Source organism: Microbacterium sp. CCH5-D1 (genome assembly GCF_001557335.1).
In the GTDB taxonomy this organism is placed as follows: Bacteria; Actinomycetota; Actinomycetes; order Actinomycetales; family Microbacteriaceae; genus Microbacterium; species Microbacterium oxydans.
In genome coordinates this window covers 1-566 of the sequence record NZ_LSJW01000023.1, presented here as the reverse complement: position 1 = coordinate 566, position 566 = coordinate 1, and the positions used below count along the sequence as shown (strand labels likewise).

1 protein-coding gene is annotated in these 566 nt (G+C 72.6%); it reads left to right on the top strand.

Annotation, left to right across the window (positions count from 1 at the left end; translation table 11 throughout):
• Window positions 1-566, top strand: a 566-nt coding sequence (locus tag AX744_RS20465; protein WP_197429142.1) for a hypothetical protein, incomplete at both ends; no start/stop codon positions are given.

The window sequence follows — 566 nt, the reverse complement described above, 5'->3', positions numbered from 1 at the left end:
CCCCCGCCGTGCAGGCGGGGACGGATCTCGCGGTCTCCGGTGCCAACTGGCCGGCGAACACCCAGGTCTCGGTGCAGCTGTCGGCTCCGGCTTCCGGCCCGAACGTCGGCGGCCCCGTACTGGTCACCACCGACGGTTCCGGCACCTTCACGGTCGCCTACCCTGTTCCGGCCGGCACACCCGCGGCCACCGGCTACACGGTGACGGCATCGGTGGGCACGCAGACGGCGACCGACACCACCGAGGTGACGGACGCCCCCGTGGCCGCCGTCGATGCCGCAGCCACCGTGCAGGCGGGCACCAGCCTTCCGGTCACGGGATCGAACTGGCCGGGGAACACCCAGGTGTCCGTGCAGCTGACAGCTCCGGGCGGCGGCGCGAACGTCGGCGGCCCTGTCACGGCGACCACGAACGCCTCGGGTGACTTCACGCTCGACTACCCGGTTCCCGCTTCTGCGGCTCCGGGTGCGGCATACACCGTCACGGCGACCGCAGGTGCCGTCACGGCGATCGACACCACGGAGGTCACGGCCGCCGCGGCTGTCGATGCCGCTGACACGGTGCAG